This window comes from Thalassospira sp. CH_XMU1448-2, from assembly GCF_037027285.1.
Lineage (GTDB): Bacteria > Pseudomonadota > Alphaproteobacteria > Rhodospirillales > Thalassospiraceae > Thalassospira > Thalassospira profundimaris_C.
This window is the reverse complement of sequence record NZ_JAYMEA010000001.1, coordinates 651,149-677,840: the sequence shown is the minus strand read 5'-3', so window position 1 is coordinate 677,840 and position 26,692 is coordinate 651,149. Positions and strand designations below refer to the sequence as shown.

The window sequence follows — 26,692 nt, the reverse complement described above, 5'->3', positions numbered from 1 at the left end:
AAGGCGGGGCAACGTTAAATCCGCAAATGGAAAGACAGGATTGGATAGATACGTCTGCAAAAATGCCGGGATCAGAAAATCCGCTGGCGTTTGCGTTTGCGGGTCAGCAACAAAAGGATGAAGGACGGCACGATCAGAACCACCAGTGCAGGGGCCAGCAGAACCGGAACAAAGATATTGTCCCATACCCAGGAAGAAATGTAGCGCTGGACGACGGATTGTAACAGGTTCAGGCTTCCGGCATCCAGGCGATACCAGAGCTCGCCAGCCGCAACCAGACGAAAGCTTCCTGTTTGAAGTGCCGTAATGGAATCGTCTACCAGCACCGCAAGGCTGGCAAACAGCAAGACCCATCCCAACACTCTAAAAACCCACATTGTCCTCTCCAGACGCCCGCGCACGGGGTTTATATTAGCATACACTGTCCGCAGCCTAGCTTCTCTGCCCCATGGACGTAAAGGGGTGAGACGTCGCGTGCAAAGACAGTGCAAACCAAGATCCTAACGTGAAACCTTACGGCCCAGAGATCAACAAGAAGTAAAGATCACGCCAAAGCCCGGCTTACCAAGGGTTTGCACCGGTCAATCCACCATTCCTCACCCGGTTTTGCCTTTGGAATCAGACGGATTTCACGAAAGTGAAAAAAGAGGCTTATTGGGCCTTGTCAAGCAAGGTCGGGTCGGCTAATGTCCGCCCGCTTTCGCGATATATACAAGATCGCATGTGGAGAGGTGGCCGAGTGGTTTAAGGCGCACGCCTGGAAAGCGTGTTGGGGTGTAAGCCCCTCAGGGGTTCGAATCCCCTCCTCTCTGCCACTGACCAAAATCCCCGAAAATTTCAGACCTGAACACGCGCATGACATCCTGCGCGATAATGTTGTTTGTCTATTGCTCTGACACGCCCTTGTCGGAAACGGCGGCCAGCCATTTCCGCAAAAGCCCGTCAAGCTGGCTCATTTCATCGGAACTCAGACCTTCAAGCAAGCGGTGCTGATTGGCAACGTGGTCAGTGACCGCGGCATCAATCATCTCAAACCCCAGTGGTGTGAGGGCAACAACAAAACCGCGACCATCTTCCGGGTTGCGCTGACGCGTGATCAGACCAGCCTCTTCCAGCTTATCGAGCCGATTGGTCATGGTGCCCGATGTCACCATCGTCCATTCGATCAGTTGCGACGGGCTTAGCGCATAGGGCGGACCGGACCGGCGAAGGGTGGCGAGCACATCAAAGCTTGCGCCATTGAGATCGTGTTGCCTGAACACACGATCAAGCTCCATCATCAGGATATTGCGCAACCGCCCCAGACGACCAATGACCCCCATCTGGGTGACGTCAAGGTCGGGGCGTTCGCGGCGCCATTGCGCAAGAATACGGTCAATTTTGTCGGTGCTGCTTTCCATGGCTTGAGGATATGCCGAAAATTTATCTTGACGTCAAGATTTCTGAATATATCTTGACGTCAAGATAAATGGAGATGCCACCATGAATAGAACAACTGATTTATTGCTTACGGCGATTGCCCCGGTGATCTGGGGCAGCAGCTATATCGTTGCGACGGAAATGCTGCCGCATGGCTATCCGTTGACCGTTTCGCTTTTGCGCGCATTGCCCGCCGGATTGATCCTGTTGCTGGTGGTGCGCCAGCTTCCCGGTGCGGGATGGCGGGGCCGGGTTTTCATCCTTGGCGCCCTGAACTTTGCGGTTTTCTGGGCCATGCTGTTTGTTGCGGCCTATCGCCTGCCGGGCGGGGTTGCGGCAACCCTTGGTGCCATTCAGCCACTGCTTGTACTGTTTCTTGCGCGCTATGCGCTGGGCAACACCATTACGATGCTGGGCATTCTTGCCGCGGTTTCGGGCCTGATCGGGGTCGCGATGCTGGTCCTTGGCCCATCGGCAAGCCTTGATCCGATTGGCATTATAGCAGCCCTTCTGGGTGCGCTTTCGATGGCGGCAGGCACAGTCCTGACCCGGAAATGGCAGCCGCCGGTTTCACCCCTGACCTTTACGGCATGGCAATTGACTGCGGGCGGTATCCTTTTGATCCCGGTTGTCCTGATTGTCGAGCCGGGCTTCCCGATGCCAACAGTCACCAATATTGCCGGTCTGGTATGGCTGGGACTGATCGGGGCGGCACTGACCTATTTCCTGTGGTTCCGGGGCATTGCCCGGCTTGGTCCGACCACGGTGACAAGCTTTGGCTTCCTGAGCCCGACCAGTGCGGTTCTTCTGGGCTGGATCATTCTGGGCGAACAGTTATCGCCGCTTCAGATTGCCGGTGTTGTTGTTGTCCTGATCAGTATCTGGCTTGGACAGCGTGCGGCACGACCCAAAACGGATACCGTCCCGAATACCCGCCCCCTTGCTGCCACCCCCAAATCATAACGCACCACCAAACACCATTCAGAAAAGGAACGCCCCATGACCAACACCGCCCCACATAATCGTAAAATCGTTGTTTTTGGCGCCACCGGCGATGTCGGCCGCGAAGTCGTGACCGAGGCCCTTTTGCGCGGATATCAGGTCACGGCCATTGCGCGTGATGCCGCAAAACTTTCAGCCCTGCCCGAAACGGTTATCCGTCAAAGCATCGATATCCTTGCCGATCCCCAACAGGTGACAAAGGTATTGGCCGAACATGACGTTGCGGTCAGTTCACTGCGCCCCGCCCCCGGTCAGGAAAAGCTGTTGCCAGAAATGACCAAGGTGCTGCTGGATGCGGCGCGTCAAAGCCGGAAGCCGATCTTTGTGACCGGCGGGGCGGCAACCCTGAAACTTGCCGATGGCAGCGGCCATACGGTTCTGACCGCGCCGGACTTCCTGCCCGACAGCGTCCGTCCGATTGCCGAGGCCTGCGAACAGGTTGATGCCCTGTTTGATCAGTATGACGATGTGCAGTGGACCTGCCTGCGTCCACCTGCCATGCTGATTCCCGGCGAGAAAACCCGTCATTATGTGCGTGGCACCGACACGCTGGTTACCGATCATGATGGCGTTGCGCGGATATCCTATGCCGATTTTGGTGTGGCGATGGTGGATCTGGTGGATACCAATGACAGCCCGCAACAACGCCTGACAGTTGGCTACCAGAATAAGGCAAAAGCCGCCTGATCAACTTGGCGTGGTCCTTATATAAACATCAATGCAAAACGGGCGGTCCGATGGAACTGCCCGTTTTCAATTCCGGTCAGCCGGAATTCGACGCTGCCTTGATGCGGGCAAAGACTTCATCAAGGGCGGCATGAATCGCAGATGTCCCGTTTTCGCGTACGAAGGCCCTGGCGACCTGTTCGTTCAGACCGCCCGGTGTGGAATGACCATCGACCAGTTGGGCAAAGCTTTGATCCGGTGATCTGGTGGTATTTTCAGCAAGACCGGCAAACAATGCGGCCAGATAACGTCTGGCATCGGCATCATCCGATCCCTGCTTGACCATCCAGTCGGCCGCACTTTCAAGCACCGTAAAATAGGTCGCCATCAGGGCACTTCCGGCCGCATAGCCGTCAAAGGCATCGATGGTTTTGGCGGCAACCGCCCCGCCAAGCTTTTCAAACAGCTCGATGACGTCGGGTGATCCCGGATAGACCGCCGTCACACAGGCATGATGTTCGACCGACGGCAGGGGAATGGCGCGATCAATTTGCGCATCGGTGCCAAGCCAGATTTTAAGATCATCAATCGGAATGGTAGCGATCAGACTGACGAGCTTTTTGTCATCTGGCACATGCAGCTTTTCAAGCACATCGCGCGCAATTTGTGGCAGGACGGCAAGGAAGATCAGATCAGACTGATCAATGATCGCCTGATTATCTTCAAGTACACGGACGATATCAAAGTCGTCGGCAAGCTTGCGCGAGACGGCAGCGCTTCGGTGCGAGACGATGACGTCCGTCACCGGATAGTCCGAGGACAGCAATCCGCGGATCAAGGCATCACTGATGGCACCGGTACCGATAAATCCGAGCTTCATCTGAAATCCCCCTTTTGAAAATCCACGTCAAAGTCACCTATGGCAAAGTCGTCGATCAGCTCAGGAGTTCGGGGCCGTGCACCTGTTCCGTCATAGGCGGCAATCACCCGGAATTCAGGCCCGTCCGAGGTCGAATGGCTTTCATAAAGGCAGAACCGGTCGATGGTGAAAACCCGCGAACTCAGATCAACGTGATCGGCAACCGTCTGTTCGATGGTGGCGCGCGCCGCATCGCGGTTTCGGCCCAATGTGATGTGCGGGGTGAATTTGCGAGCATCGAGTTCCGGACAATCATCAAGGGCCAGAAGAGCATTTTCAACCCGATGGGCCAGACGGCGCATCACTGGCTGATCTTTCACACCCGCCCAGAAGATGCGGATTTTGCGGCTTGAGGCAAAGACATTGAGCCCGTCGACCTGAAGATCAAACGGTTCAAAGGCCACATCGGAAAGGGCCTGATCAATCTCGGCGGCCAGACCGGGATCCACATTACCGATGAATTTAAGGGTGATATGCATGTTTTCCGGGGTCTGGGCATCCAGCCCCTTGATCCCGCGCGCAAGCGGATAAAGCTCGGCTGCGATATCGCCGGGAATTTCCACGCCGACAAACAAACGCATGATGGGGTATCCAATTCTATTCTGGTGGCACGGCGAGAACGGAAACCGATGCTAGCCGGTGGAACGGCCGGGCAGCGGAAGAATATCATCCTCGCCATCGATCTGCGGGAAATTGCCCGACGCCCAGTCGGCCTTGGCCTTTTCGATCCGTTCCCTGGTGCTGGCAACAAAGTTCCACCACAGGAAGCGATGCCCAAGCGGCAATCCGCCCAGCAACATCACCCGACAATCATTTTGGGCAACGATATCAGGGATTTCTTCGGGGGCGATATAGACAAATCTTTCGGGACCATAGGTCTCGCCATCAATGGCGAGACTGCCAGAAACGACATAGACCGCCCCTTCCTGATTTTCGCCGGGAAGCAGCAACTGCGCGCCTTCGTCCATGTGAACATCAAGATAGTAAAGCTTGGACTTGACCGGCACCGGTGCGGTTTTTCCAAAGGCCTCACCGGCGATCAGGCGCATGTGAAGTCCGGCATCCTCGATGATCGGAAGGTCTTTTTTTGCGACATGATAGAAGGCCGGATCAGACTCTTCCTCTTCCTCGGGCACAGCGACCCAAAGCTGCAATCCGTCAAGTTCATGGACGGAATTGCGGACGGCTGGCGTTTCGCGTTCGGAATGGGTGATGCCACTGCCGGCATTCATCCAGTTGAGATCACCCGGGGTGATTTCAAGATTGCTGCCCAGACTGTCGCGATGAAGGACCGCTCCCTTGAACAGATAGGTCACAGTTGCAAGACAGATATGAGGATGCGGGGGAACGTCGATGCCCTGACCGGGCTGAAATTCGGCCGGGCCCATATGATCGAAAAACACAAACGGGCCAACTGACCTTACATCACGATGAGGCAGAACGCGGCGCACGGAAAACGCACCAAGATCGGCTTCCTTGCCAGTGATAAGCTTAACCATGCGCCGCCTCCTTATATATGGATTGGGAACAGCCCGAAACGGGCTGCCCCGATTAGTGTTCTGTTCGGATCGTGCCGATCACGGGCACGGATAGGGCCATTTCTGATGGATGGCTTCGATTTCGCTCAGAACATCTTCTGACAGCGTGATCTTTGCCGACCCGATATTGGTCTTGAGCTGTTCCATGCTGGTCGCACCAATGATATTGGCGGTCAGGAACGGACGCGAATTGACATAGGCCAGCGCCATCTGGCAAGGATCAAGACCGTTATCCTTGGCAAGTTTCACATAGGCCTCGGTCGATTTGATGCCGTTTTCGGTCTGATATCGGCCGAAATATTGTGGCCAAAGCGCCACGCGCGACCCTTCTGGACGGGCACCGCCCAGATATTTGCCCGAAAGCGCGCCGCCACCAAGCGGCGAATAGGCCAGAAGACCGGCATTTTCGCGGATTGAACATTCGGCCATACCGACTTCATACTGACGGGTCAGAAGGCTATAGGGGTTCTGAACCGAAACCACACGTGGCCAGCCATTTTTTTCGGCCAGCTCAAGGAACTTCATCAGACCCCACGGGTTTTCGTTCGAAAGCCCGATATGACGCACCTTGCCCGCCTTGACCAGCCCGTCGAGGGCTTCGAGGGTTTCCTCGATCGGGGTGAATTCCTCATCGGCGTCATGGACATAGCCAAGCTTGCCAAAGAAGTTGGAATTACGATCCGGCCAATGGAGCTGATAAAGATCGACATAATCGGTTTTCAGGCGCGACAGCGACCCGTCAATCGCCTCATTGATCTGTGCACGAGTCAGACGCGGCCCGTTTCGGACATAGGAAAAACGATCCGCCGGACCAACGATCTTGGTGGCAATCACCAGATCATCCCGACGCCCGCGTTTTTCGAGCCAGTTGCCAATGATGGTCTCAGTACGGGTGAAGGTCTCCTCCATTGCCGGAACCGGATACATTTCGGCGGTATCAATGAAATTGACTTCATTTGACGTGGCGTAATCAAGCTGTTCGAAGGCTTCGTCCTGCATATTCTGCTGGCCCCAGGTCATCGTACCCAGGCAAATAACACTGACATCAATGTCAGTACGTCCCAATCGACGGAATTCCATAGATCAATCCCCTTTTGCATCCCGACGCCAAACGGCTGCACATCTTGTGTCTGACGGGATGCGACTTTTCACAATGGTATGAATATATCCCGTCAAAGACGTGATGAAACCGCCTGACGCAAAAAATCTTGATTGCGTATGGATTTAACGCGCAGTTTACAAGGATGTGAGGCCAACACGCGCCTAAACAAACAGGGTCAGAACCCCGGTATAGCCATAAAAGCGGTCATTGCAGATTTCGCCATTGCCATAAAATCCGGTCAATGGCAGGTCACCCAGTTCATCGCGGATGATCATCATCTCGCGGCTTTCGGTGCCAAACAGGTGCGGCCCACGGGCGACACAGCTGCAATAAAGGGCACCGCGCGGTTTGCCCGGCAGGCGCTTTTGCAGTTCCGAAAGCATCCGTCGCAGATCCTGTTCGGCCGCCGCCCCGTCGCGACGGACAAAGCGGATGGCGTCACCTGCCTGCACATCGCCACTGATCGCGATCATATTGTTATGGGGATCAATCCCCATCAGATTACGGACGACAAAATCACCGGTATCGGACCCCGGCACCATCAGGGCTGCGTGATAGCGCCCCGAGACAATAGAATGTTCGCTGCCATCGGCATCAAGTTCTTCTTTAAGCACATCAAGGGCGGGACGATCATCAAGGGTGGCAACAATCCCTTCGCGTCCCTCGGTGACGCGATGCACCGGGCCAACCGGGGTGCAGGCCTGACTGATGCCGACCTGAACTGCGGTTTTGCCATCAAACAGAACACCTGAAAGGCCACCATCAACAACCCGGCCTGCAATCTGTGGCGCGCCACGTTCACCCGACGCAATCCCGCCGACCAGATAGGTCGAGCCCATCCTTGCCAGTTCCGAGAGTGTGGCAAGGCTTGCAGGCGCAGACGGATCGCCATGCACCAGACCAAAGATCGGCTGCAGGCGATCAATCGCCCTTTGCAATTCCGGTGCATCCAGGTCGCTATCCGTTTTAAGCGGCTCAAAAATATGGAATTCTTCACTGGCAAAAGGTGCAATCATCACCGATGCCGCCGGAACCCCGAAATAGGCCCGCCCCGATCCACACACTCCGACACCGGCGGTCCCGACCCAGTGTTCAATCGAAAGCCGCGACCGAAGAAAGGTCAGGATACTGCCGATATCGTCGGAAAGGGCTTCGGAGACATACAAAAAAGCCAGGGCCTGAGACGGCAATGGCTCTTTTTCCAAGAGTTCGGCCAGCTCGGAGGCGACAGAGGCCCAGTTTTCCCCGCTGGCATGTGCAGCCCGAAATTCCGCCGTCATGCATTCTCCCGATTTTGACTGATCAGATGATCCGGGTCTTGCGCCCGCTTTCTCCGGTTACGGCATATGCCGTGTGATATGGCTTTTCTATATCTAAGCATTGGCCCAACTCTTCGACAAGGGCCATGCTTGGAGAAGACCAGAACCATCGGCATCAATGATCAGGAAATGTGTTTGCGCAGCAAGTCCATAGCCGCATTAAGCTGTGTCATCCGCTGATGGGAACCATAATTACTGTCGGGATGGTGGATGGCAGCAAGAACACGGTATTTGGCCCGAACGGCGCGCATATCAGGCCGGGCATTTGGTGCAAACCCCATGACATGCAGCGCTTCGTTAAAGGTCGTCACCCCGCGATCAAGCGGATCAAAGGCAAGGTTATCGACAATCTGACGCAATCGTTCGAGTTCCTCGCGCGATTGCAAAAGTTCGACGGGGGGTTCTGCCTGACGTTTCTTAAGGGCGCGCGCTTCTTCAAGGGCTGCGCGTTCCGCAGCCAGAACATCGGATTTCTCGACGCGCATATTCACATCACCCGCATCGAAATCAATGGCCATTTTCAAAGCCTTGCGCACGGTGACCACGGCAAATCCCGGTGGCAGGCGCAATTGCAGACGCGGCTTGCGACGCCAGGGGCGGCCTTCGGCCGGGCCGGATTTCAGGACAATGGTTTCGCGGTCGCCCTTTGGCGGGTCGCCCGGATCTTCGTAATCATCAATCGCCTTTTGCGGCACGATCAGCATGACCGAACGGGCCAGATCGGCGGCATTGACCCCGCGGCGCTCGGCCAGTTGCAAGACAGCATCACGAAAAATCGACGAACAGGGGATGGTGTAGGATTGTTTGACGCCAGATGATGCGGTCACGCCGGATGCCTCTGATAAATTATTGATTTAATTCAATAAAGCGTAGGTCCTTTGCAGGATACCCGCCCGGTTGTTCATCGTTTTGCCCATGAAGAACATCCTGTATCGCAAAGTGTATCTGTCGATTTTGGTCGCTGCAACTGCATTTGCAGTCAAATTCGAATCGCTTCCGATTCATCCACAGGAGAAATTGCGACTCGAAACAGGACCCCGGAGTCGGAAAAAACGATTCAAGTCCCTGATATTGCGCCATTCTCACCAAATCACCAGAGAATCCAATGACCGACTCGGCAAAAACTTATTCAACAAACTTATCCACAGGAGATGGTGCATAACAGATCACAGCATTTGGTTAAATTGTTGAATCAAATGGGTAATTCATATGAATCACCGGTTTGGCATGCCACCCGGAATGGAACCTTCTGGTTCCGGTCATCCGAAATCCGGAACCCGAAAATACAATGCCCGATCAGAAAACAACATACGCAGTTATGTGACGGCCAATTCGAAACATAACCGAAAGTAAATGGTATGTTAATTTTACAGCAATCGGGGTGTTTTTGGCCGTAAAACGGCCTGTTCGGCGGATTTTTCAGCGAATCAGCATCCCGGAAAATTCTCCGTAACCAATTGTTATTATTTATATTTATGGTCATAGACCTACAATATACCGCGCACCTCCTATCAGCCCGCATATTCATTTCGGGTTGTTGATGGTTTTTGCCTACATATGCAGTTTTTAACCACCCCGCACGGCCAAAATTGCGTGTGACGAAGGTGAGTGCGCACATAAAATCCGGCGCAAAGCCGCACAAACCCTTGGAATATCGCAAATCCCGATCACGGCTGGTTTGAAGACCTTGGAACGATTCGAATTTCAGAGCATGGAATAAACGTTAAACAGACGACTGCCGCACAAGACGGAAACCCGGCCTTTGCAAATCGGCACACAAGTCAATCAGGCCATATTCATTGGCAGCAGACATGAAAAAGCCCCGTCACATCAAGGGTGACAGGGCGTTCCGGGTATCTGGGTTCCTTAGGATGCACCATCAAGCAGATTGATAATGTCTGGCAGGATACGTTCGACAATCACGCCCACCCCATCGGCATTGGGATGCATCCCGTCATCCTGATTAAGTGCAGGGTCGGCTGCTACGCCATCAAGGAAAAATGGATATAAATCAATATCATATTGCCCGGCAAGATCCGGATAGATGCTATTGAACTCATCACCATAGGCCGTCCCCATATTGGGTGGCGCCATCATGCCCGCCAGCAGGATATCAATATCTTGGGCGCGCAGCTTTTCGATAATACGGGCCAGATTATCACGCGTTTGGGATGGCTCCACGCCGCGCAAGGCATCATTGGCGCCAAGTTCAAGCAGCACCGCATCGGGCTTATCGACCAGCGCCCAGTCAAGGCGGGCCAACCCCGCCGCCGAGGTATCACCGGAAACCGAACTGTTGATCACCCGGACATCCTGCCCGGTATCCTTCAAGGCATCCTTCAGGGCTGCTTCAAGTCTGGGTGCAAAGCCCTCTTCATGGGAAAGCCCATAACCCGCCATCAGGCTATCCCCAAATAAAACAATGGTTTGCGGCGGATTGTCCGCAGCAGATACAGATGAGGATGCAGCAAAGGTGGCAGCAGCAACAAGGAAGGCCGCCATCAGAGCGGCGCTTAAGCGACGTGCGACGGCCTTGATCGCAGTGAACTCGATTACAGTGTGATCTTGCCCGAAAGCCAAATTCATAACAAATCTCACCCCATATGCTGTCATCATAGCGGCACCTTGCCGCAACGGTTACCAACCGGTTACCCTGTGACAGCGCATTCAGATCATTAGAAATCTGAACCAGAAACGTCCTGATCCGTAAGCTTATGTAACCTGCTTTGATGATCTTGCAACGGACAAGCCCGATAGGACCCGAAATGACTGTGACCGAAACCACCGCGATCCCGGAACAAAATGATGTTTCTTCGGGCAGCAACCCTCAACAGACAATTGATGTGCGTAACCTGAAGCTTCGGCTGCAGGGGCCCGCAGGGATTGTCGAGATTCTGAAGGGCGTTGACCTGTCGCTGAATGCCGGAGAACGTGTCAGTCTGGTCGGGCCATCCGGATCGGGCAAGACATCGCTTTTGATGGTTATTGCGGGATTGGAACAAGCGCAGGAAGGTGTGGTCAATGTGTGCGGCAACGATTTACGCGCGCTTGATGAAGACGGGCTTGCCCTTTATCGCCGCTACCATGTCGGCATCGTGTTTCAGGACTTCCACCTGATCCCGACAATGAGCGCACTTGAAAACGTTGCACTTCCGATGGAATTCGCCGGACGCAAGGATGCCTTTGAAAAGGCCCGTGCCGAGCTTGAACTGGTCGGGCTTGGTCATCGCACCGATCATTATCCCGGCCAATTGTCGGGCGGCGAGCAACAGCGTGTCGCCCTTGCCCGTGCCCTTGCCACCGATCCGGAACTTTTGCTGGCCGATGAACCGACCGGCAATCTTGATGGTGCGACCGGTGAAACGATTATCGAATTGCTGTTTGATCTGACCAAACGCCGCGGATCGACATTGCTTTTGATCACCCATGATCCGAGCCTTGCCGAGCGCTGCGACCGGACGGTGATGCTGCGTGATGGCGAAATCGTTTCGCAACTGGAATCGCGGGCATGAGCAACAATCAGTCTTTATCTCCAAGCGATGACCGCCTTTGGTCGATTGCCTGGCGGGTTTGTCGTCGGGAGTTGCGGGGTGGTCTTTCGGGCTTTCGCATTTTCCTTGCCTGTCTGGCACTGGGTGTCGGGGCGATTGCGGCGGTTGGAAACGTTTCGGAATCCGTTCTTTCGGCGCTGGAGCGCGACGGGCGCAAGCTTTTGGGCGGCGATGTTGAACTGCGCCTGACCCATATGGAAGCAACAGGCGAACAGCTTGACTGGCTTCGGGAAAATAGCGAACGCATTGGTGAACTTGCCACCATGCGCACCACGGCCTATGGCCCAGATCAGCGTCGACTGGTTGAGCTCAAGGCCGTTGATGATGCCTACCCGCTGTTTGGCGAGATGGAACTTGCTGACGGGATTGCCTTTAAAGGTGTCCTCGACAAACAGGACGGACTTTGGGGTGCCGTGACCGAGGCCGGTTTGCTTGAACGGCTAAAAATCCAGATCGGCGACACCGTCAAGCTTGGCGATATCGATGTGCAGATCCGTGGCGTCATTGCCAAGGAACCTGACAAGGCCGTCGGATTTTTCAATTTCGGCCCGCGTCTGATGGTGTCCAAAGCTGCCCTGATGGAGACCGGTCTGGTCCAGCCCGGAAGCCTGATCCGCTATTATTACGCTTTGGATTTGAACGATAATGACACACCAACCGCCTTTCGCGAACGGATTGAAGACCGCTTTGAAGATGCGGGATGGCGTATCCGTGACACTGCCAATGCCAATCCGGGATTGCGTCGTTTCATTGAACGTCTGACCCTGTTTCTGACGCTGGTGGGCCTGTCGGCCCTTCTGGTCGGCGGCATTGGCGTCGCCAATGCGGTGCGCAGCCATATCGAAAGCAAAACATCCGTGATCGCCACCCTGAAATCAATCGGGGCATCACACGGACTGGTGTTGCGGATCTACTTCCTGCAAATCCTTGTTCTGGCACTGATCGGGATCGGCATCGGGCTTTTGATCGGGGCAATTACCCCGGCAATTGTCGCCCCGCTTCTGGCCGGGCGTCTGCCGATTGACGTGACCCTTGGCCCGGCTTTGCCGTCGCTGATCATCGCAACCAGCTTTGGCGTACTGACCACCTTGGTCTTTGCCCTGCCATCGCTGTTGCGCGCCCGCGAAATCCCGGCGGCCCGACTGTTCCGCGCCAGTGCCGGACTGTTTAACGGAAGCCCGGTGCGCAAGCGTGACCTGCCCTATATCGGCATACCACTGGTGCTGTTGCTTGTCCTGACGGTGCTTACCGCGACAGACAAGGTGATTGCCCTTGGCTTTATTGCCGGGTCAGCTGCCGCCGTGGTGATTTTCACCTATGCCGGGCGCAGCATTGTATCTCTTTCGAAACGGTTTATTGCCGGGCGGGATGCATTTTCGCGGCTGGCACTCGCCAACCTGCATCGGCCGGGGGCCAGCACGGTTCCGGTTGCCCTTTCACTTGGACTGGGGTTGACCTTGCTGGTGACCATTTCCGGGATCGAAGGCAACCTTGATAACGAGATCAATGAGAACCTGCCTGAATCTGCGCCGGCCTTTTTCTTCCTTGATATCCGGCCCGACCAGATTGATCAGTTCCGCTCCGAGCTGCTCGAGCAAAAAAATGTTTCGGATATCGAACAAACGCCGATGCTGCGCGGACGTGTTACCGCGATTGACGGGGTGGATGCCAATGATGTCGGACCGGGCGATGATCGCTGGTTCCTGCGCGGGGACCGTGGCCTGACCTTTGCCGCGACCCCGCCCCCCGAAACCAAGCTGGTACGCGGGGAATGGTGGCCGTCTGATTATGATGATGCCAGCAAGCCGCTGGTGTCGATCAGTGCCGATATTGGCAATGCATTTGCCCTTGAGCCCGGCGATACCATCACGGTCAATATTCTGGGCCGCGACATCACCGCCGAAATCGCCAACTGGCGCGAGGTTGAATGGCAAAGCCTGCGCATGAATTTTGCGATGGTGTTTTCACCGGGCCTGATCGACAAGGCACCCTATAGCCTGATTGCGACGGCTCATATGCCGCGCGAAATGGAAGAACCGGTTGATCGCCTGATCGGGCTGGACTTCCCGAATGTGTCGGCCATCCGCGTGCGTGAGGCGCTTGAAGCCGCCAACGCCATTCTGGCCGGGATCGGAACCGCGCTTAATGCAACGAGCATGATTGCAATTGTCGCCGGTGTGCTGGTGCTGGCAGGAGCCGTTGCCGCCGGGCGTCGCAAACGCATCTATGATGCTGTGGTGCTTAAGACCCTTGGCGCGACCCGGGCCAACATTCTTTATGCCTATGCGCTGGAATACGGGATTTTGGGCCTTGCGACCGGGGTAATTGCCGCCCTTGTCGGATCGGTTGCAGCATGGTCGGTACTGGTTCTGGTGATGGGGGCCAACTGGGTTCTGTTGCCAATGACCATCCTTGGGCCGATCGGCATCGGGTTGTTTGCCACCCTTGCGGCTGGCTTTGTCGGCACCTGGCAGGCCCTGCGCGTTCCGGCAGCCCCGCTTTTGCGTAACGAATAATCCGGACAGACCTGCACACATATGAAAACAGGGCCGATCTGATGTGATCGGCCCTGTTTTCGTTTTAAAATCATTTTGATACCAAACCGAAATCCGGCTCAGTCCTGCATCATGCCAGATCGCGCAACGCGCGCCGGACGACCTTGCCGGTTGTTGTCATTGGCAATTGATCAAGGAAGGCAATCTCGCGCGGATATTCATGGGCCGCCAGACGGGTTTTGACGAAATCCTTGATGTCGCTTTCAAGCTCGGCCGTCTGGGTATAGCCATCGGCAAGCACCACAAAGGCCTTTACGATCTGGCCGCGCTGGTCATCAGGCTTGCCAATCACACCTGCCATACGGATTGCAGGGTGGGCGATCAGACAGTCTTCGATCTCGCCCGGTCCGATGCGATAGCCCGCCGAGCTGATGACATCGTCATCGCGCCCGACAAAGCGAATATAGCCATCGGCATCGACACAGCCCATGTCACCTGTCAGAAGCCATTCACCGACAAATTTGTCGCGGGTAGCTTCGGGATTGCGCCAATATTCAAGAAACATCACCGGATCAGGCGCGCGCACCGCAATGCGGCCCATTTCACCGGGTGCCAGAACATTTCCACCCAGATCAATCACTGCCACATTGTGGCCTGGCACCGGACGCCCCATGACACCGGGTTTGGGCGCCATGATCGACTGACAGGAACTGACGACCATATTGCATTCGGTCTGACCATAGAATTCATTGATCGTGACATCGAAAACCCGACGCCCCCAATCAAGAAGCTCAGAACCCAATGTTTCACCACCGCTTGCAATAGAGCGAAGATTACAATTGAATTTTTGCGCCAGTTCGTCACCCGCGGCCCGCATCATCTTTAACGCGGTCGGCGGCAGGAACGTATTGCGCACGCCGTATTGCGCAATCAGTTCAAAGGCAGCCTCGGGCGTGAACTTTTCAAACCGGTGGGCAACCACCGGAACGCCGTGATGCCAGGCTGGCAGCAACACATCAAGCAACCCGCCAATCCATGCCCAGTCGGCGGGCGTCCACATCACATCGCCGTCCTGGGGGAAGAAATCGTGCGACATTTCAACACCGGGCAGATGCCCCAGCAATACACGGTGGGCGTGAAGTGCACCTTTGGGCTGACCGGTAGTGCCCGATGTATAGATAATCAGGGCCGGTTCATCAGCACGGGTTTTGACAACATCGAACGCGTCACTGGCCTCTGCCGAAAGCGCCTTGAAGTCAAAGCAGCCATCAGGCGCACCATCAATGACATAGACATATTCAAGTGCGGGCAGCAGATCGCGGATTTCAGCGATCTTTGCAGCCCCTTCCTTGTCCGTCACAAGAGCCTTGGCCGCACAGTTGCCCAGACGATATTCCAGCGCATCCACCCCGAACAGGGTAAAGAGCGGCACGGCAATCCCGCCCATTTTATAGGTTGCAATATGGGCAATCGCCGTTTCGGGACTTTGTGGCAACAGGATGCCCACCCGGTCCCCGCGTCGTATGCCATGACGACGCATGACATTGGCAAAGCGATTTGAAAGACGTTTGAACTGGGCGAAGGTGTAATCGCGCCGCGATCCATCGCGTCTACGGTGCATCAATGCCAGGCGATCCGGGTCATCGGCCCATTTATCGCAAACATCGACGCCAATATTAAAGTGAGACGGCACATCCCAGACAAAATCCGAGCATACCGTCGCGTAGTCATTACGACTGGCCAGCATGTTTCCTCCCTGAATTTACCGCTGTTCTTTGTTTTTGGCTGCGGCAAATGTTGGGCAACATGATAGTGCTTTTTCCATCCAGATTGCACCGATTTTGTTTGCATCTGGCGATCTGGTCAGGATGGCGGATCCAGAAGGAAGGTAAAGTTCGACACCTGTCCGCTATCGGTCCGCGCACGGGTGTGACAGCCCAGACAGGTGGCATCCGCCTGATCCTGCATAAAGCTTTCAAGCGTACTGTTGGTCAGATAGCGCGGCACTTCGCCAACCCCGAATGTTGCTCCGCCCGGATTACCGATCCATTGCGTGCCCAGCAGCATGTAATTTTGCCAGACCGTGCCTTCGAGTTTACGTTGCCAGATAAAGTTGGCCTCGGCCGTTCCTGAAAACAGTCGCCAGCACCGTACAATGTCGGGGCCTTTTACCGGTTCCCCGGATGCCATGCGCGCAAAGGGTTGCTGATCAGCCCATTTCACATTTCCGCGGGTCGGCTGATTGGCAGCCATGCCTTTTTGCGTCTGGTGACCGTAAAACGCGTAGGCCTGATCGTCTTCCTGGATATCCGGGGCAAGGCACCCGTCCGCAAAGGGATTATCGGTAATAATACTGTTGGGACGACGGGCATTTGCCGCCAGGGGTACATTATTGACATGCTCGAAACTCGACCAGATCCAGCGATCACCATTGCCACTGGCCACGCGCTGTACCAGATGCAAACCGACAAGCGCGACCGTCACATCCAGACATTGGGGTTTCCCGTCAAGCGTCTGATCCATCCCCAATGAAATGCGGGCCGGACGGGTGTAATAACCCTGCCCGGACGGGGATACGGCATTTGCCCCGTCAGGCAGCACCCGCCAGGCAAATTTCAGCAGTTGTGCGCCCATATCGCCCGGTGCGGACGGGGGAATGACGCTATCCTTGGCATCTGCGGGCTGGCCGACTTTTGCCGGTTCGACCCGCGCAAGGGTTGTTGATGCAGGGTCAAACAGCTTGCCTTTGGGAAATTCGATAGCATTGCCCGACTTGGCAAAGGCGGCACGACCAGTTTTCTGATCAAGGTCGTTGTCCTGGATATAACGGGCAGCAACCGGATTTATGCGGGTTTCAAACAGCACGAAATTTCCAGCCTGATCGACCAATGCATCACCGGTCGTTTGCAGATAGCTTGCCAGCAACAGGGTTCCTTCGGGCAGATCATCTGCACAAGTCGGGTTCGGATAGGGAACCTCGGAAAACAGGTCGCGCCTTGTGGGGAAGCTTTCCCACAAGGCGGGCTGATCGGGCTTATCAAGCGGCGTCATCAGCGCGGTAAAGCCCTGCCATGAAAACCGGTCAAACGGTCGCTGGGCGTGATAAGCCAGAAAGCGATAGACGAAGCTTGCATCAAATTCCGGGACATCGACCGGGGCAACATCGCAAGGTGCGTCAATGGTACCGCTGGCACAAAATTCCGCACCGTCGTAGTTCTCAGCAAAAACAGGAATATCACCGCGCGCAGAACTTGCGGTGAATTTGGAATTCTGGGCCTGGGCAGGCAACAATATCGCTGTCTGGCCAAATGCCAGCCCCAGCAACAATGATATGTATTTTATCGCCTTGGTGGTCTTTGACATGCCAGATCGGACCTTTTCCATGTCGGGGGTGCATATCAATGTCCCCATTGCCGGACCATCATAGACCCGTTTGCCTGCCTTGTCCTGATTATGGATTTTCACGATCTTGTCAAATGCAGGGTGAACAAGATCACATGTGGATAGCTGTGACGATTGCACTTTCCGCCAAACCGTTGCTTTTCACGGAAATCCTGCCATATTTTGACCATCGCAGAATTGTAGAAATGATTCTGCCCACAATTGGATCAAAGAGGGATTTCAATGGCTTTTGAAACGCGTCAACGCGGCTATGACGTCTCGGTTGGCCGGTCGGCGGCCGAGATCGATGAAGGTCTCCGCGCCTATATGCTGCGTGTCTATAACTACATGGCATCCGCACTTGCCTTGACCGGTATCGTGGCAATGGCTGTGTCGACCAGCCCGGCCCTGATGCAGGCAATTTTCGGCACCGGACTTATGTGGATTGTCATGCTGGCCCCGATCGGGCTGGTGTTCTTCCTGAGCGCACGTATTCATAAAATGAGCTTCGGCGCAGCACAGGCGACTTTCTGGGTCTATGCCGGACTGATGGGCTTGTCCCTTGCTTCGATCTTCCTGGTCTATACCGGTGAGTCGATTGCTCGTACCTTCTTCATCACCGCAGGTACCTTCGGTGCGATGAGCCTTTATGGCTACACCACCAAGAAAGACCTGTCGGGCTGGGGCAGCTTCCTGTTCATGGGCCTGATCGGCATTATCATTGCCAGCGTGGTCAATATCTTCCTTGGCAGCAGCATGTTGCAGTTCGTCATTTCGGCTGCTGGTGTTCTGATCTTCACCGGTCTGACCGCCTATGACACCCAGCGCATCAAGGAAGCGTATCACGAGCATGATGACGCAACCACCGCAGGCAAAAAAGCCCTGTTCGGTGCCCTGCAGCTCTATCTCGACTTCGTGAACCTGTTCATTATGCTTCTGCACTTCTTCGGTAATCGCGAATAGAAGTGCCACGGCATTCGCAGTCAAAACCCCCGCAGACAGCAGCTGCGGGGGTTTCTTTTTGTCTGATCCGAGCTGACCATGACGGGGCGCATCGCAATATGATCAGGAGGCGATTTCTTTTTCCGGTCCCTCGCCGCCGGTCGCATCCATGATCGCCTTGCGATGACCAAGCTGGGAAATGATGTTTTCGGTACGGGTAAAGCCACCCGATGCCGCCCGTGCAGCGCCCTTGGCCCCGGCATCCATGAATGCCTCATAGGATTGCGAGAAGCCCATTCTTGCGCTTGAAAGCATCTGGACGTCCTTATGCACGGTTCCGTTGGTCAGATAGACCGTCGACAGTGCAAACATCGTCCGTCCCCAGATATAGGGATTGTCACGTCGCGCACAGATCTTAAGGGCCGCCTGGAATACCGGCACGACCTGGGTATCGGGGATGGTGACATCATTAATGATGGCGGCCGATACAATGGCCTCGGCCAGACCATAGGCCGTAATTGCATAAAGTGGCGCGTGGGCCCGGTTATTGACCATGGTCAGCGCCCGGCGATATTGCGCTGCCCCGCTTTCAATCATTTTGGCGTCTTCGCTATCCTTGCCGCTTGCCACCATGGCCTCGGCAAGTTTGCAGATCGCAAGCGCCCGGTCGACCGGAGACCCCAAAGACAGTTCAAAGCGCCGTTCAAGCATCTTCCAGATACCGATCGCAAGGGCGGGCGAGCGGGCCTTGAGATTGGCAATCAGTGACCAGTTCACCAATCCGGCATACATCGCCAGAAGGGCTGTGGATTTTGCATCGACTCTGGCAAAGTCACTGATCTGGGCAACAAGATCCTCGGTGCGCAATTCCCTGACAACCGCCTCTCCCTTTTGTTGCGGAAGTGCCTCGCCCAAAAGTCCCGAGGAACTCCGTGCCTTGGCCTGTGGCACATCACCTGGACTGTCACCGGCATCGCTCAAAATCTTGCGGATGTGGGGTTCAAGCACGCGAAGCGCGCTGGCGCAGTAACTTCGATCCCCGGTTTCCGTCAGAACAAAAGCCCCGAAGGCATAAGCTGTTGCGACACCTTGCCCCCCGGCTTCGAAATATTCGCCACGATTGATGCGTTCCTGAAAATCCTCGAGGTAGCTGGTCAGGCGCGCAATCTGCAACAGACGCTGTTCCCCGCCCCGCGATTTAAAAAGCAGTTGTGCGGCAAGAAGGATGCGAAGCGCATCACTAACATCACGATGATCAACCTGCCGGAAACTGTGGGTCAGTGGCAGCATCAGATCATAAAGTGATGATGTCAGCGCATCACTGACCAGATGCAGGTCAAAACCGCCAAACGCGTTTTGCTGCCCCCAGAAAATGGCGTCTGCATCAACCCTGCGCCCCATATTCAGGACATTGAGCTGGGCTTCGCGCATGGCCTGGAAGCCGTCAACGGTATCCGGATTGGGGGAGAAGAACTGATCAAGCATGACCGAATTGCTTTCAGGCACATCGACCAGACTGCGCGCAACCATTTCGGCAAAAGGATCAGAGGGCTGAAAACCCCCTTCGGTACTGGCGTCCGGGCGGCCAAATCGGGCAATCGCATACAGACATAAAGGCTCGGCACCCGGCGCGTTTTCATACGCAGAATCGGTGACGTCCCCTGAAGTTTCATTACCGGTGATCAGCGACTTGATCACCAGGCCAACCATTGACCAGAAACCAGCCATTATTGCCCTTTTTCGCACCGCATAAAGTTGATCGACAACTTTAATAGATACCTGAGTTTCTTAATTGACCATTGTCATCGCTGTGACGCGAATGGTCAATGCCGCAGCCTGGTTTTTCGGACATACCCAAGTATAGATTTGGCGATTTTCAAGGGATAACCCCTTACGTCATCAAGTCAGATTTTCTAGTTCCAGGGACGATCTTTACGACGTGTCGTGCGCGATGACCGGACAGAGGTGCCCGCCGGTCCCCATGGCCCCTTCTTGGGGCCGGGTTGCGCTACCGGTGACTGCTGACGCGGGTTCACGCCATTGACCATGGCCTGCAACCGGGCGATGCGATTGGCCATATTGGGATGGGTCGAAAACAGATTGTCCACGCCCTTACCCGACAGCGGGTTGGCAATATACATATGTGCGGTCGCCGGGTTGCGTTCAGCCTGCATGTTCGGAATGGTGTGCACGCCCTTATCGAGCTTGGCAAGCGCACTTGCCAGCCACAAAGGATGACCGCAAATCTCGGCTCCGATACGGTCGGCGTCATATTCGCGGGTCCGCGAGATTGCCATCTGCACGATCATCGCCCCCATAGGGGCCAGAATGGCAATCAGGATCATGCCGATCCCGCCCAGAGGATTGTTATTTTCACTGCGGTTGCCGCCAAACATGCCCGCAAACATTGCGAAATTGGCAAGGGCCGAAATGGCACCGGCGATGGTGGCCGTGATGGTCATGGTCAGGGTGTCACGATTTTTGACATGGGCGAGTTCATGAGCCATCACACCGGCGATTTCGTTACGATCAAGATGCTGTAACAAACCGGTCGTGGCCGCCACCGCCGCATTTTCCGGATTGCGACCGGTTGCAAAGGCATTGGGCTGGGGATTTTCAATCACATAGACCTTGGGCATCGGCAGTCCGGCATTGCGCGCCAGATCACGCACCATGGAAACAAGTTCGGGCGCAGATTGATCATCGACCTGACGGGCATTGCGCATCCGAAGCAACATGGCATCGGAATTCCAATAGGCGAACACATTCATCGCACCGGCAAACAAAAGTGCAATGATCATGCCCTGTTGCCCGCCGATCATCATGCCAACAGCACCAAACAGCGCGGTCAAACCCGCCAGCAACAAACCTGTACGCACATAGTTCATGGTCGAACACCCTTTTTGGCAAACCTTTCGAACGACAGATAAGGCAAAGTTTGGCAATGGCAAGCACCCGGCAAACTTGTTCTGTTTGTTTGCCGTCGCATCGAAAACTTATTCGTTAGTGTGGGAAGATTATTCCCGCCAACCCTTTGAACAAGCAAAATGATTATGGCGTTTTCACCTGCGTGACCAACATCACAGAACGAATACCGCAGATATTCAGGGAGTCCCCTGATTACACCCATAAGTGGTCTTTTTATTGCATACGCAATTTAAGATCTCATTGCAGGAGGTGTCTTATGGTCGAGTTTCAAGGAAAGATGTCCATCGTTGGCGCACGGTTTCTGACCATGCCCAGACCGATTGATCCACAAACCGGTGAATACAGTACCAAATTCTCGCTTGAGGAATGGAAAGCTCTTCAAACCAAACATCAGGAAGACTTTGAAACCTATCAGTCCAAAGCTGAAAGCCAACTGAATACCTGGCTGGACGATAACGGCGACGCAAAGGTCACACGCGCCTATTATCTTGATGATCAGCTGGTCGCTGTATTTGGCGAAGATAACATCAATGTCTCGAATGGCATGAATTACGCCTTGGAATACGGATACGCGCAGAGCGACGGCGAAAATCTTGGATATTCCGGGGACCAGTTAGCCAGATATGCCGAAAATCGCGTCGAATTTGCGATGCGTCGTGAATATGGCGACAGACTGACCGTCAAGGAAGGCCCGGCAGGAACGCTCGGCACACTGGCCGATTATCGCGAAGACCTGTTTGGCGGGGACCGCTGGCCATCAGCAGACAATATGCCACCACCGCGTGAAATTGACTGGGATGCTCCATCACCGGCACAGGCCGGTACATGGCAGGGCCCCCTGGCCCTGATTGATACCCAGGCATTTCTCGACATGCGTACGATGCGGATTGAGGCCTAACAGGAAAGTAAAACAGCCGGACCGGCGGGGTCGGGGGAAAAAGACGGTCCGGCTGTTTCTGCAACGATGTCGTTTACTCCGCAGGCTGGTGTGCGTCAGCCTCATTGAGTGAACGAACTTCGTTGCGCCGACCAATCATGCGTACAAGGACATAAAAGACCGGGGTCAGGATCAGGCCAAATATTGTCACGCCCAGCATGCCCGAGAACACGGCAATACCGATGGCGTGGCGCATCTCGGCACCGGCACCACTGGACAGAACCAGCGGCACGACACCCATGATGAAGGCCAGAGAAGTCATAAGGATCGGGCGCAGGCGCAGACGGCTGGCCTCGATTGCGGCCTGAACGGTGCCACGTCCCTGATGTTCCAGTTCGCGAGCGAACTCGACAATCAGGATGGCGTTTTTGGATGCCAGTCCGGCAAGCACAAACAGGCTGATCTGGGTGAAGATGTTATTGTCCCCACCAAACAGATAGACACCAAAAACAGCCGACAGGATGCTCATCGGAACGATCAGGATCACCGCAAGCGGCATGGTCAGGCTTTCGTACTGGGCAGCCAGAACCAGGAACACCAGAAGGATACAGATCGGGAAGATGAAGATCGCTGTATTGCCCGCCAGAATCTGCTGATAGGTCAGTTCTGTCCATTCATAGGACATGCCCGGCGGCAATGTTTCATCAAGGATCTTGGTGATTGCTGCCTGTGCCTCGCCACTCGAATAACCCGGGGCGGCGTTACCATTCAGATCAGCCGAACGAAACGCGTTATAGCGCATCGCTGTATCCGGCCCGAACGTTTCCGAAACGGAAAGAACTGATCCAAGCGGCACCATATCCCCATCCGCATTGCGCGTTTGCAGACGCAGGATGTCCTCGGGGCTTGACCGATAGGGTTTGTCAGCCTGTGCGATGACCTGATAGGTCCGCCCGAACGCGTTGAAGTCATTGACATACATCGAGCCCAGATAGACCTGCATGGTCCGGAAGATTTCATCGACCGGCACGCCAAGCTGCTGGACCTTGGTGCGGTCAAGGGTCGCCTGAAGCTGGGGCACATTGATGTTGTAGCTTGAAAACACACCGGTCAGTTCCGGTGCTGCCCATGCCTTGGCAAGGACCTGTTTCATGGCATCATCAAGGGCGCGATAGCCCTGATCGGAACGATCCTGCACCTGAAGCTTGAAGCCACCGACGGTTCCAAGACCCTGAACCGGCGGGGCCGGGAAGATGGCAACAAAGGCCTCGTCAATCGCCGCGAATTTCTGTTGCAGCTTGCCCGCGATGGCAAGCCCGGACAGATCATCGCTTTTACGTTCGTCAAAATCGGTCAGCGTGACAAACACGATGCCCGCACTGGAACTGTTGACGAACCCGTTGATCGAAAGCCCCGGGAAGGCCACGGCACTTTCGACACCGGGCTCCTTAAGCGCGATATCAGACATCTCGCGAATGACATCTTCGGTCCGGTCCAGCGTCGAACCCTGCGGAAGCTGGGCGAAACTGACCAGATATTGCTTGTCCTGAAGGGGGACAAAGCCTGTTGGCAGGATCTGGAACCCCTGATAGGTCAGGGCGAGCAGGCCGACATAAAGCGCCATCATGATGGTCTTCATGCCCAGCAGGCGTTTGACACCACCAGCATACATTTCGGTACTGCGGTTAAAGAAACGGTTGAACCCACGGAAGAACCAGCCAAAGACAAAGTCCATACCGCGCGTCAGCCAGTCTTTGGGCGCGTCATGACTGCGCAGAAGTACTGCCGACAAAGCCGGGCTGAGTGTGAGTGAGTTGATGGTTGAAATGATGGTGGCAATGGCGATGGTCAGGGCAAATTGCTGATAGAACTGGCCGGTCAGGCCGGAAATAAAGGCAATCGGCACAAACACACCGGTAATCACCAACGACGTCGCAATGATCGGTCCGGTAACTTCGCGCATGGCCGCAACCGTCGCATCGCGCGGAGACAGACCACGTTCGATGTTACGTTCAACGTTCTCGACCACCACAATCGCATCATCGACCACGATCCCGATGGCCAGAATCAGACCAAACAGCGACAACACATTGATCGAGAAGCCCATCAACAGCATCAGGGCAAAGGTCCCGATGATCGAAACCGGCACAGCAAGTAACGGGATGATCGATGCACGCCATGTTTGCAGGAAGATCGTCACCACGATCACCACAAGCGCAATGGCTTCAAGCAGGGTCTTGATAACCGATTTGATCGAACCACGCACAAACACGGTCGGGTCATAGACAATCGAGTAATCCAGATCGTCAGGGAAGTTTTGCTTAAGCTCTTCCATGGTTGCGCGCACATTGCTTGAAATATCAAGCGCATTTGAGCCGGGCGATGCAAAGATCGGAATGGCCACCGCAGGCTTGTTATCGAGCAGGGAGCGCAGCGCATATTGCTGGGCTTCCATTTCGACACGGGCCACATCGCCAAGACGCGTGATGGTGCCATCATTTTCACGCTTGATGATGATATTTTCGAATTCCTCGGGGGATTCCAGACGGCCGCTGATATTGATCGGCAACTGGAACTGCACACCACTGTCATAGGGCGCACCACCAATAATCCCGGCAGCGACCTGAACGTTCTGGCTCTGGATTGCAGAAACAACCTCACCAGCAGTCAGGTTGCGTTCAGCCACCTTGTCAGGGTTGAGCCAGACACGCATGGCGTAGTCACCTGACCCGAACAGGCCGACCTGCCCGACACCACTGATACGTGCCAGACGGTCACGCACATTAAGCGTCGCATAGTTGCGCAAATACAGCATGTCATAGCGTTCATTGGGTGAACGCAAATGAACGACCATGGTCAGATCCGGCGACCGTTTGGACACCGTCACACCAAGCTGGCGCACGATATCGGGCAAGCGCGGTTCGGCCTGCGACACACGGTTCTGGACTTTTTGCTGGGCCAGATCGGGATCGGTTCCGATTTCAAATGTCACGGTCAGCGACAGGTTGCCATCGGTTGTGGCCAGCGAGTTGACATAAAGCATCCCCTCGACCCCGTTGATTTGCTCTTCAAGCGGGGATGCAACGGTTTCAGCAATCTCGGCGGGGTTTGCGCCGGGAAACTTCGCTTCGACCACGATCGACGGCGGCACGACTTCGGGATATTCCGAAATCGGCAAACGCCACATGGCAATCAGACCGCCCAGCAATATCAGCACGGAAAGAACGCCGGCGAAGATCGGACGGTCGACAAAAAATCTTGATAGGTTCTGCATGAAAGTTAGCCTTGCTTAAAGCGCCAGCACACATCCGTCAGGATGCGGCGGCCTGCAGAATTTCGGGAACAACCGGCACGCCCGGACGGACCTTCATGATGCCATTGACAATCACAAGGTCGCCTTCGTTCAGACCCGATGTCACAATGCGCATGCCATTGATTTCAGAGCCCAGAGTAACCTGACGATAGGCAACCGTATTGTCGGGTTCGACGACATAGACGAACTTGCGGTCCTGATCGGTGCTGATGGCTTCGGGCGAAATCATGATGACATCCTGTTTGGCAAGGGTACCGACCTCAAGAGCGGCAAAGGTGCCTGGCAAAAGATCGCCATCAAGGTTGTCAAACAGGGCACGGGTCCGGATCGTGCCGGTGCGCGGATCGATGCGGTTGTCAAAGCTGTGAACAAATCCTGACACCTGACGCCCGTTGGACAGGGTCATGTTGACCGGGATGCTGTGGGCGGCTTCAGCGATTTTGCCGCCATCACCGATGCTGTCAAAGAAGGTCTGCTCATCAAGGTCAAAATCGGCATAGATTTTACCGGTTGAAACAATCGTGGTCAGGACCGGGGCATTCGGCCCGGCATTGACCTGATTGCCAATGGTCAGTTCGACCCGGCTGACCCGGCCGCTGATCGGGGCTTTGACATAGGCGTGATCAAGTTCGATCTCGGCCAGTTCAAGATTGGCCTTGGCACGCGTCACCTGACTTTGTGCGACGCGATGGGTGTTGAGACGTTCGTCATAGACGCGCTTGGACACTGTGCCATTGGCAACGAGCTTTTCTGCACGCGCCTTTTCCTTGGCAGCCAGCGACAGGTTCTGTTCGGCAGCGGCCAGTTCGGCACGTGCCTCGTTAACGGTTGCCTGATAACTGCGCGGATCAATCACCGCCAGAATATCGTCCTTTTGAACCAGCTGTCCGTCTTCAAAGCGGATTTCGACAATTGCACCACTGACCTGTGGGCGCAGCTGGACTTCCTCGACCGCGCTCAGACGGCCGGAAAAGTTATTCCAAAGCCGCACAGAGCTGCTTTTGACGTGAGAAACAGTAACCGGGGTTGCCATCGGGGCAGACTGAACCGCCACTTCATCGGCAAAGGAGCCCGAGACATGCAAGCCATATCCACCTGCGGCAGCGACCAGCGCCAATGCGGCAACTGGCAGCAGAATTCTGCGTTTTGATCGAGACTGCATCTTTTCTTCTTCCAAATGGGTTGCGCCGCACACACGCGGCCCGTTTGAAGGGTAGATGCATACCGTTCGGTTTGTTCG

21 protein-coding genes and 1 tRNA gene are annotated in these 26,692 nt (G+C 55.2%); 7 read left to right on the top strand and 15 right to left on the bottom strand.

Annotated features, from left to right (window positions below):
- Positions 1–71 precede the first annotated feature (71 nt).
- Positions 72–377 carry a hypothetical protein gene (locus tag WA318_RS03135; protein ID WP_114096612.1) on the bottom strand — a complete coding sequence of 102 codons (306 nt, stop codon included), beginning with the start codon at positions 375–377 and terminating at the stop codon, positions 72–74.
- Between the two features lie 348 nt (positions 378–725).
- Between WA318_RS03135 and WA318_RS03130 the strand changes: the two genes are divergently transcribed.
- Positions 726–815: transfer RNA gene (locus WA318_RS03130), tRNA-Ser, on the top strand.
- Positions 816–884: 69 nt separating this feature from the next.
- Here WA318_RS03130 and WA318_RS03125 read toward each other — a convergent pair.
- Complete coding sequence (locus WA318_RS03125; RefSeq protein WP_336079957.1) at positions 885–1,400, bottom strand: MarR family winged helix-turn-helix transcriptional regulator; 516 nt, start codon at positions 1,398–1,400, stop codon at positions 885–887.
- Positions 1,401–1,482: 82 nt separating this feature from the next.
- Here WA318_RS03125 and WA318_RS03120 point away from each other — a divergent pair, with 82 nt between their 5' ends.
- Positions 1,483–2,382 (top strand): EamA family transporter, encoded by a 900-nt coding sequence (locus WA318_RS03120; RefSeq protein WP_336079956.1) that lies wholly within the window; start codon positions 1,483–1,485, stop codon positions 2,380–2,382.
- Between the two features lie 36 nt (positions 2,383–2,418).
- Positions 2,419–3,108: an NAD(P)-dependent oxidoreductase gene (locus WA318_RS03115; protein ID WP_336079955.1), complete on the top strand. Its 690-nt coding sequence runs from the start codon at positions 2,419–2,421 to the stop codon at positions 3,106–3,108.
- 76 nt (positions 3,109–3,184) lie between these two features.
- Here the strand turns inward: WA318_RS03115 and WA318_RS03110 are convergent, their stop codons facing one another.
- From WA318_RS03110 to WA318_RS03080, 7 genes are all read right to left on the bottom strand, one after another.
- On the bottom strand, positions 3,185–3,967 hold the full coding sequence (locus WA318_RS03110; protein WP_336079954.1) for a pyrroline-5-carboxylate reductase: 783 nt from the start codon (positions 3,965–3,967) through the stop codon (positions 3,185–3,187).
- Positions 3,964–4,587, bottom strand: coding sequence for an RNA 2',3'-cyclic phosphodiesterase (gene thpR, locus WA318_RS03105; RefSeq protein ID WP_336079953.1), 624 nt, complete (start codon positions 4,585–4,587; stop codon positions 3,964–3,966). Before thpR ends, WA318_RS03110 begins: the two co-directional genes overlap by 4 nt.
- A 51-nt stretch (positions 4,588–4,638) precedes the next feature.
- Positions 4,639–5,505 (bottom strand): pirin family protein, encoded by an 867-nt coding sequence (locus WA318_RS03100; RefSeq protein WP_336079952.1) that lies wholly within the window; start codon positions 5,503–5,505, stop codon positions 4,639–4,641.
- Between the two features lie 78 nt (positions 5,506–5,583).
- On the bottom strand, positions 5,584–6,624 hold the full coding sequence (locus WA318_RS03095) for an NADP(H)-dependent aldo-keto reductase (protein WP_336079951.1): 1,041 nt from the start codon (positions 6,622–6,624) through the stop codon (positions 5,584–5,586).
- A 183-nt stretch (positions 6,625–6,807) separates the two neighbouring features.
- Complete coding sequence (locus WA318_RS03090; RefSeq protein WP_336079950.1) at positions 6,808–7,926, bottom strand: FIST signal transduction protein; 1,119 nt, start codon at positions 7,924–7,926, stop codon at positions 6,808–6,810.
- 161 nt (positions 7,927–8,087) lie between these two features.
- Positions 8,088–8,792: a J domain-containing protein gene (locus WA318_RS03085; RefSeq protein WP_114096603.1), complete on the bottom strand. Its 705-nt coding sequence runs from the start codon at positions 8,790–8,792 to the stop codon at positions 8,088–8,090.
- A 1,039-nt stretch (positions 8,793–9,831) separates the two neighbouring features.
- Entirely contained in the window at positions 9,832–10,551 is a 720-nt protein-coding gene (locus WA318_RS03080; RefSeq protein WP_336079949.1) for an arylesterase, read from the bottom strand.
- Positions 10,552–10,730: 179 nt separating this feature from the next.
- Between WA318_RS03080 and WA318_RS03075 the strand changes: the two genes are divergently transcribed.
- The gene (locus WA318_RS03075; RefSeq protein ID WP_336079948.1) at positions 10,731–11,477 is read left to right on the top strand and encodes an ABC transporter ATP-binding protein; all 747 of its coding nucleotides are present in this window, start codon (positions 10,731–10,733) and stop codon (positions 11,475–11,477) included.
- Positions 11,474–14,032, top strand: coding sequence for an ABC transporter permease (locus tag WA318_RS03070; protein ID WP_336079947.1), 2,559 nt, complete (start codon positions 11,474–11,476; stop codon positions 14,030–14,032). The genes WA318_RS03075 and WA318_RS03070 overlap by 4 nt, the downstream gene beginning before the upstream one ends.
- 109 nt (positions 14,033–14,141) lie before the next feature.
- On the opposite strand, the gene WA318_RS03065 is transcribed toward WA318_RS03070, so the two are convergent.
- Together WA318_RS03065 and WA318_RS03060 are read right to left on the bottom strand one after the other, a co-directional pair.
- The gene (locus tag WA318_RS03065; RefSeq protein WP_336079946.1) at positions 14,142–15,758 is read right to left on the bottom strand and encodes an acyl-CoA synthetase; all 1,617 of its coding nucleotides are present in this window, start codon (positions 15,756–15,758) and stop codon (positions 14,142–14,144) included.
- A gap of 116 nt (positions 15,759–15,874) precedes the next feature.
- Positions 15,875–17,476 (bottom strand): hypothetical protein, encoded by a 1,602-nt coding sequence (locus tag WA318_RS03060; RefSeq protein WP_336079945.1) that lies wholly within the window; start codon positions 17,474–17,476, stop codon positions 15,875–15,877.
- A gap of 159 nt (positions 17,477–17,635) precedes the next feature.
- Here WA318_RS03060 and WA318_RS03055 point away from each other — a divergent pair, with 159 nt between their 5' ends.
- Positions 17,636–18,355, top strand: a complete 720-nt coding sequence (locus tag WA318_RS03055) for a Bax inhibitor-1/YccA family protein (RefSeq protein ID WP_114096598.1) — start codon at positions 17,636–17,638, stop codon at positions 18,353–18,355.
- Between the two features lie 102 nt (positions 18,356–18,457).
- Here WA318_RS03055 and WA318_RS03050 read toward each other — a convergent pair whose 3' ends face one another.
- Positions 18,458–20,062 carry a hypothetical protein gene (locus WA318_RS03050; protein ID WP_336079944.1) on the bottom strand — a complete coding sequence of 535 codons (1,605 nt, stop codon included), beginning with the start codon at positions 20,060–20,062 and terminating at the stop codon, positions 18,458–18,460.
- A gap of 185 nt (positions 20,063–20,247) precedes the next feature.
- Complete coding sequence (gene htpX / locus WA318_RS03045) at positions 20,248–21,222, bottom strand: zinc metalloprotease HtpX (RefSeq protein WP_336079943.1); 975 nt, start codon at positions 21,220–21,222, stop codon at positions 20,248–20,250.
- A gap of 296 nt (positions 21,223–21,518) precedes the next feature.
- Between htpX and WA318_RS03040 the strand changes: the two genes are divergently transcribed.
- Complete coding sequence (locus WA318_RS03040) at positions 21,519–22,160, top strand: hypothetical protein (RefSeq protein WP_114096595.1); 642 nt, start codon at positions 21,519–21,521, stop codon at positions 22,158–22,160.
- 73 nt (positions 22,161–22,233) lie between these two features.
- Here the strand turns inward: WA318_RS03040 and WA318_RS03035 are convergent, their stop codons facing one another.
- Positions 22,234–25,413, bottom strand: a complete 3,180-nt coding sequence (locus WA318_RS03035; protein WP_114096594.1) for an efflux RND transporter permease subunit — start codon at positions 25,411–25,413, stop codon at positions 22,234–22,236.
- 37 nt (positions 25,414–25,450) lie between these two features.
- A complete protein-coding gene (locus WA318_RS03030) occupies positions 25,451–26,614 on the bottom strand; it encodes an efflux RND transporter periplasmic adaptor subunit (RefSeq protein ID WP_114096886.1) in 1,164 nt (387 codons plus the stop codon).
- Between the last annotated feature and the right edge of the window lie 78 nt (positions 26,615–26,692).

Coding starts and splice junctions, on each gene's coding strand:
- WA318_RS03125 (WP_336079957.1), bottom strand. CDS start 1,400: ATGGAAAGCAGCACCGACAAAATTGACCGTATTCTTGCGCAATGGCGC.
- WA318_RS03115 (WP_336079955.1), top strand. CDS start 2,419: ATGACCAACACCGCCCCACATAATCGTAAAATCGTTGTTTTTGGCGCC.
- WA318_RS03055 (WP_114096598.1), top strand. CDS start 17,636: ATGGCTTTTGAAACGCGTCAACGCGGCTATGACGTCTCGGTTGGCCGG.
- WA318_RS03100 (WP_336079952.1), bottom strand. CDS start 5,505: ATGGTTAAGCTTATCACTGGCAAGGAAGCCGATCTTGGTGCGTTTTCC.
- WA318_RS03065 (WP_336079946.1), bottom strand. CDS start 15,758: ATGCTGGCCAGTCGTAATGACTACGCGACGGTATGCTCGGATTTTGTC.
- WA318_RS03110 (WP_336079954.1), bottom strand. CDS start 3,967: ATGAAGCTCGGATTTATCGGTACCGGTGCCATCAGTGATGCCTTGATC.
- WA318_RS03035 (WP_114096594.1), bottom strand. CDS start 25,413: ATGCAGAACCTATCAAGATTTTTTGTCGACCGTCCGATCTTCGCCGGC.
- WA318_RS03050 (WP_336079944.1), bottom strand. CDS start 20,062: ATGGCTGGTTTCTGGTCAATGGTTGGCCTGGTGATCAAGTCGCTGATC.
- WA318_RS03040 (WP_114096595.1), top strand. CDS start 21,519: ATGGTCGAGTTTCAAGGAAAGATGTCCATCGTTGGCGCACGGTTTCTG.
- WA318_RS03090 (WP_336079950.1), bottom strand. CDS start 7,926: ATGACGGCGGAATTTCGGGCTGCACATGCCAGCGGGGAAAACTGGGCC.
- WA318_RS03135 (WP_114096612.1), bottom strand. CDS start 377: ATGTGGGTTTTTAGAGTGTTGGGATGGGTCTTGCTGTTTGCCAGCCTT.
- thpR (WP_336079953.1), bottom strand. CDS start 4,587: ATGCGTTTGTTTGTCGGCGTGGAAATTCCCGGCGATATCGCAGCCGAG.
- WA318_RS03120 (WP_336079956.1), top strand. CDS start 1,483: ATGAATAGAACAACTGATTTATTGCTTACGGCGATTGCCCCGGTGATC.
- WA318_RS03070 (WP_336079947.1), top strand. CDS start 11,474: ATGAGCAACAATCAGTCTTTATCTCCAAGCGATGACCGCCTTTGGTCG.
- WA318_RS03095 (WP_336079951.1), bottom strand. CDS start 6,624: ATGGAATTCCGTCGATTGGGACGTACTGACATTGATGTCAGTGTTATT.
- htpX (WP_336079943.1), bottom strand. CDS start 21,222: ATGAACTATGTGCGTACAGGTTTGTTGCTGGCGGGTTTGACCGCGCTG.
- WA318_RS03075 (WP_336079948.1), top strand. CDS start 10,731: ATGACTGTGACCGAAACCACCGCGATCCCGGAACAAAATGATGTTTCT.
- WA318_RS03080 (WP_336079949.1), bottom strand. CDS start 10,551: ATGAATTTGGCTTTCGGGCAAGATCACACTGTAATCGAGTTCACTGCG.
- WA318_RS03030 (WP_114096886.1), bottom strand. CDS start 26,614: ATGCAGTCTCGATCAAAACGCAGAATTCTGCTGCCAGTTGCCGCATTG.